At 65.0% G+C, this 5537-nt stretch carries 4 protein-coding genes and 1 pseudogene; 3 read left to right on the forward strand and 2 right to left on the reverse strand.

Annotated elements, in window-relative coordinates; all coding sequences use genetic code 11:
• Nucleotides 1–570 (forward strand): annotated as a pseudogene (locus tag BP858_RS10820) (ATPase); the annotation flags it as partial.
• Between the two features lie 42 nt (nucleotides 571–612).
• On the opposite strand, the gene BP858_RS10825 reads toward BP858_RS10820, so the two are convergent.
• The gene (locus BP858_RS10825; protein ID WP_286879483.1) at nucleotides 613–2199 is read right to left on the reverse strand and encodes a S41 family peptidase; all 1587 of its coding nucleotides are present in this window, start codon (nucleotides 2197–2199) and stop codon (nucleotides 613–615) included.
• Between the two features lie 489 nt (nucleotides 2200–2688).
• On the opposite strand from BP858_RS10825, the gene BP858_RS10830 reads away from it, so the two are divergent.
• Together BP858_RS10830 and BP858_RS10835 are read left to right on the forward strand one after the other, a co-directional pair.
• Nucleotides 2689–4215 carry a class I adenylate-forming enzyme family protein gene (locus tag BP858_RS10830; protein ID WP_286879484.1) on the forward strand — a complete coding sequence of 509 codons (1527 nt, stop codon included), beginning with the start codon at nucleotides 2689–2691 and terminating at the stop codon, nucleotides 4213–4215.
• Nucleotides 4216–4290: 75 nt separating this feature from the next.
• Complete coding sequence (locus BP858_RS10835; RefSeq protein ID WP_286879485.1) at nucleotides 4291–4875, forward strand: RAD55 family ATPase; 585 nt, start codon at nucleotides 4291–4293, stop codon at nucleotides 4873–4875.
• On the opposite strand, the gene BP858_RS10840 is transcribed toward BP858_RS10835, so the two are convergent.
• The coding region (locus BP858_RS10840; protein WP_286879486.1) for a methionine synthase at nucleotides 4872–5537 on the reverse strand (666 nt) is incomplete at its 5' end. The two genes, BP858_RS10835 and BP858_RS10840, sit on opposite strands and share 4 nt — an antisense overlap.

The following is a 5537-nucleotide window of genomic DNA, read 5'->3' on the forward strand; positions in this document are numbered from 1 at the left end:
TTCGACCGGCTCGTCTACATCGGGGAGCCCGGCCGGGACGACAGGGCGAAGATCCTCGCGATCCACACCCGCTACATGCCGATTGAAGGCTCTGCCATAGAGGACCTCGTCGAGATAACGAAGGGTCTCTCTGAGGACGAACTCGAAGACCTGTTCCTGGATGCCGGGACCGATGGCCACGTGAGCGTCGAAGACATGAAGACCCGCCGTGCCGCGATTACGACGAGCAATGATGAGGGGCTCCAGCGCTACCTCCGGCGGAAGAAGATCGTCGACCTCCTCACCCAGCAGAAGATGAACCTCGATGATCCCGTGCGGGACCGCCTTCTTAAGGAGATCGCCACCGGGACCGAGGGGTTCGTCGGGTCAGATCTCGATGGGCTCTGCCGGGAGGCGGCCATGCTCGCCATGCGGGAGGGCGCCCCCCTCGTGAACACCTCCCACTTTGACCGGGCACGGGAGAAGGTGCACGCGACGATGAACGAGCGGGTGCGGCAGTACTACGCGAAGGTGCAGCAGCACTTCAAGGGCGGGCTCCCGAAAGAAGTGCAGCCGCCTGAATACCAGTGAACGGATGCTCCGGGGGATACCCCCGGAGGACTCTTTTTGTAACTACCGCCGGCCGTACCAGATCATGAGAACCGCAACCGCCGCGAGCGGGACCGCCAACCCAGGTGCCGCCGCCGGGACGGTTCCGTTCGTTGCCTGCGCCTCGAGCCACTCGACCGCGTAGGTGAGCTGGACATCCTCCCCGGCCATCGCCCGCGCCAGGGTATCCGCATCAAGCGGCACCCGCACCGTCGGGGCAACCCCGCCGATCATCGACGCGTTGCTGTCCACCTGGATCCTGCCGTTCTCATCGAGCGACGCGCCCGCCGGGAAGGCTGTCATGATCCCGGGGGGCAGCACCGGTCCGGGCGACACAATACCGAACGCGCCGTTCGTTCCGTACCACGAGACGATCGCACCAGTCCCGGACCCGGCAAAGACCTTCGGGAGACCCTCGCCCGTGCTGATGGTATACGGGCTGACGAGGACCGCGACTGGGCCCATGTAGCGGTCGGGCCGGGGCTGTGTCCAGGACTCCCAGAGGACCGGAAACTCCCCGGTCCCGGGGTCGTACGAGGTGCCGTATTCATAGAAGACCGGCCGGTCCACGAACCAGGCTGCTAAGGCGGATCCCAGGTTGTCATCCCCGCCCCTGTTGAACCGGAGGTCGATGACGATGCCAGGAGCGTCCTTCGCGATCGCGTCCTTCACCGCCGCCCTGAAAGGCTGGTACGCATCGTAGGCCTCTTCGTATATCGCTATATAGACAATGCCCCCGGAGAGGGTCCGGCAGGTCACAGTGTCGTTCGAGATCATCGCTTTGAGTTCCGCCCCCGTCCCGGCCTCCACGTCGTTCGCCTCGCGGCCGAGGAAGATGCTCGTCCGGATGAGGGTATCGTAGCCGTCCTCCGCCCCGGTCAGGTTGACCGTACGGGGGGCCGAATCTTCCGGAGCGGCTATCCCGACGGTCACCCCGGCTCCAACCGGCGCCCGGGTCAGGAACCGCTGTTTCTGGAGGAGGATTCCTTCAGTGGTCGAAGGCTTGACCGGGGCCCAGATGATCGATGTCGCGTCGATCGCCTCCCCGACCGGCCGGCCGTTCCACGAGACCACCTCATCGCCGAACCGGATCCCCGCCTTCTCTGCATCGCTCCCGTCCGCGACGTAGGTCGCGATCACCTCGCCCGAGTCAAGCCTCGCGACGGCAAACCCGTAGCCTCCGCCGATATCGGCATACTTCGCCCCGAAGTCATCAGGGGAGAAGATTATGACGTGCCCGTCCGGGATGGCGGACGCGAACTCACGGAGTGTGCGGTAGTACGCGGCAGCATCCTGGCTCTTCTCGGCATCCGCGATCCCGGGGGCATACGTCGCGTAGAGCAGATCCCAGTCGACGCCGCGCCACTCCGTGAAGGCGTAGCGCTCCTCCATATAGGTGCACATCTCGCTGAAGGCGTCGCTCCAGGAGAGGTTGCCGAGATCGGGCGCCTCTGTCAGGTTGTCCGCGATAGGCGCAAAGGACGCGGCAAGTTCCTCATAGTAGGCCGTCTCGTTGTCCCGCTCGAACGGAACGCAGGTATCCGTCCATACCATCCCGCACGAGTCGGTGTACAGCCCGGCGCACGCCGGCTGCACAAGGACAAGGAACAAAATCGGAAATCCGGCCTTCAGTATCCAGGAACGCAGTAAATGCACGCTGATCTACTCTTGACACCCGTTTCCCGCGCCGGGATTTGGCCTTTGTGTTTTATTCGCACAGGTCGTCCCGGCTCCTCCGGGGCTGGCAGGAGGGCTAACCTCCCGCCAGTGGTACGGGTGTGTGGGGATTCGCCGGTCGCACGCAGGAGGGCGCGGAGGAGAGGGCCGAACGGGCGTCAAGGCTTCGCGCCCTCCAGCGTGAGGCCTTGTTCGTTACCCTTGTGCATTATCTCACGCGAAGCCGCGAAGCGCGCGAAGTTTGGTCATGGGTGGAGGCAGTCCCCTTCGCGTCTTCGCGTTCTTCGCGTGAGACCGGCGATCACTCCCACGCACCCTCAAGGTAAGGTGAAATGATCCGCCACCCCCATCGGGGCAACCTATTTACAGGCCCATGCACAAGTATATACATCAAAGCGCACACATGCCGAACGGAGCCCGTCCATGCCGAACTGTACAACCTTTCTCGACGCCAACGCCCATAACCCCAAAAAACCCGCTCTCGTCGTCCCCTCCCAGGGAGAGACCTACACCTACGCCGACCTCCGGAACCGGGTCTCCCGGGTCGGACGCGGCCTCCTCGACCTCGGAATCGAGCACGGGGACCGGGTCTGCATCTACCTGGAGAGTTCGCCTGAGTACCTCATCAGTTACCTCGCCCTCTGGCGCATCGGCGCCGTCGCGGTCCCGACAAACCGGGTCTACCGGGAGGACGAGGTCCTCTACGCCGTCCGCAACGCGGGGGCGACGGCCGTCATCACCGACGCGGAGGGGGCGGCCCTCGTCGGCCGCATCAGGGACCGGACGTCGACCCTCCGGCACGTCATCCCCGTCGGCGGGGAGACCTGGGCGAACCTCCTCAGTGCGCCGGCCGACCTCCGTGCAGCCAACTGCCGATTCGACGACCTCTGCCAGATCCAGTACACCTCAGGCACCACCGGGAAGCCGAAGGGCGCCATGCTCACCCACGGCAACTGGATCGCGGCCATGGACGCCGAGCGGGACGTCCTCGGGATCACCGCAGACGACGTCTACCTCGGGATCTACCCGATGGGGCATGTCGGGATAAGCTGGGGGCTCTCCACCCTCCGGGCGGGCGGGACCTACGTCGTCATGGAGCGGTTCGACCTCGACCGCTACCTCGACCTCGCCCGCGAATACCGGGCCACGGTCGTCGCCGGGATGCCGCCGGTGATCCACTCCCTCATCCAGACCCCGCCCGGGACCGAGACGGCGCTTGCCAGCGTCAGGGTGATGATCAGCGGCGGCGGCCCCCTGATGCCCGGTGTCTGGAAACCCTTCCACGAACGGTTCGGGATCCCGGTCGTCAACGCTTACGGCCTCTCCGAGACGATCGTCGTCGGGACCGGGACCGCCATCCGCCCCGAACACTACGCGACCGCCGACGAATTCAGGAGCGTCGGCACGCCGGTCGGGTTCTCGGAGGTGAAGATCGTCGACGCAGACGACCCCGGCAGGGAACTCGGGACCGGTGAAGACGGCGAGATCGCTCTCCGGGGCCCGGCGGTGGCCTCCGGCTACTGGCAGATGCCTGAGGAGACCGCGGCCGTCTTCCTCCCGGACGGCTGGTTCCTGACCGGCGATGTCGGCCACCTGGATGAGGACGGGATGCTCTACATCACCGACCGGAAGAAGGACATGATCGTCATGTCAGGCTGGAAGGTCTACCCGACCGAGGTCGAGAACGTCCTCGTCCAGCACCCGGGCGTCCGCGACGCAGCGGTCTTCGGGTGCCCGGACGAGCGCCGGGGCGAGATCCCGGTGGCAGTGGTGATCCCTGCCACCGGCAACGGTATCGCGCCCGACGACATCATCGCCTTCTCCCGCGACCACCTCGCAGGCTACAAGGTCCCCCGCCGGGTCATCATCGCCGACGATATCCCACGGGTGAACGGGTGGAAACTCCTCAGGAAGCGCCTCCGGGAAGAGTACTGCAGATCCGGCGCATAGACCGGGCCGGATCAGGTACTATTAAAGAAAAGGCGGCGAATACATAGTCCCGGAGATACACCCGAGGAGAACCACGTGGCAGACAGAACCAGACGTTCAACAGGAATCGCGGGCCTGGACCTTGCACTCGACGGCGGGTTCCCGCCGCGCACCCGCGTCATCGTCTCCGGCTCCCCCTTAAGCGGCCTTGAACTCCTGGCAGGGCAGTTCTGGGAGACAGGAGACCGGGACGGGACGTACCTGATGCTTGATACCGTGCCGCAGGAGGGGATGACCGACGCACGGGGCATGGACCCCGCGGCACTCGTCGGAGCCATGCAGGGAAACCGGATCATCGTGGACTCCCTCTCCACGCTGGTCCGGGAGCGGGGGATCGACGCGGCCACCAGGTTCGTCCTTGATGACACCCACGAGGTCATCGAGCGGGGGGCGACTATCATCTACCTCCTCTACACCGGTCTCCACAGCCCCGCCGAGGAGGTCCGGATGATGCGTGCGGCCGACATCTTCATCACCCTCAGGCAGCAGATCCACGGCAACGAGGTCGAGCGGACGCTCGCCATCGAGAAATACAAAGACGCAAACGTGCCGCAGCGGGTGATCCCTTACCACATCGTTGCGAAGGGTCTTGAACTCTCGACGACGAGCAGGGTGGTCTAGTCGGTATACCCGACCCGGACCATTCCTGCTGCGGCAACCATATTCTTCAGTTTTCCAAGCGCCGCGTCGCGCGACTGCATCCGCAGGCCGCAGTCGGGGTCGATGAGCATGGCCTCAGGTGAGAAGACGTCGACCCCGGCCTCGATACGCTTTCGGATAGTCTCGACGCTCTCGACGCCCGGGTCTGCCGAGTCCACGCAGCCGTAGCCGATCATCCGGCCGCGCAGGTCCTTCTCCGAGAGCAGGTCGAGGTTCCCCGGGTTATTGGCAAACTCAAAGTCAAATATCGCAACGTTCGCCTGGAGGACGTCGTCGATGACCGCTGACAGACCTCCGCAGACATGGAGGCAGACCGGGATCCTGAGCCGGGCGACGATCGCGTTCACCGCCTCAAGGCCGACGGCGATGTTTGCGGCTCCCGTGGAGAAGATGGGCTCATCGACCTGGAGAACCGTGACCCCGGCCGACTCCAGGTACGCCGCCTCGACCGCGAGCGCCTGGGCAAGGTCCAGGACCAGTTCGTCCTTGTTCCGGTAGAACGGAGTCTCGACGGCAAGACCGTGCGCAAGCGTGCTCGGACCGGTGAGGATCCCTTTCACCTTCGGGTGCCGGGAGAGGGCGTATTTTGTATCCCCGACCGTGATGGGCTGCCGGGCAGGCTG

It is taken from the genome of Methanoculleus sp. UBA413 (assembly GCF_002502935.1).
GTDB lineage: Archaea > Halobacteriota > Methanomicrobia > Methanomicrobiales > Methanoculleaceae > Methanoculleus > Methanoculleus bourgensis.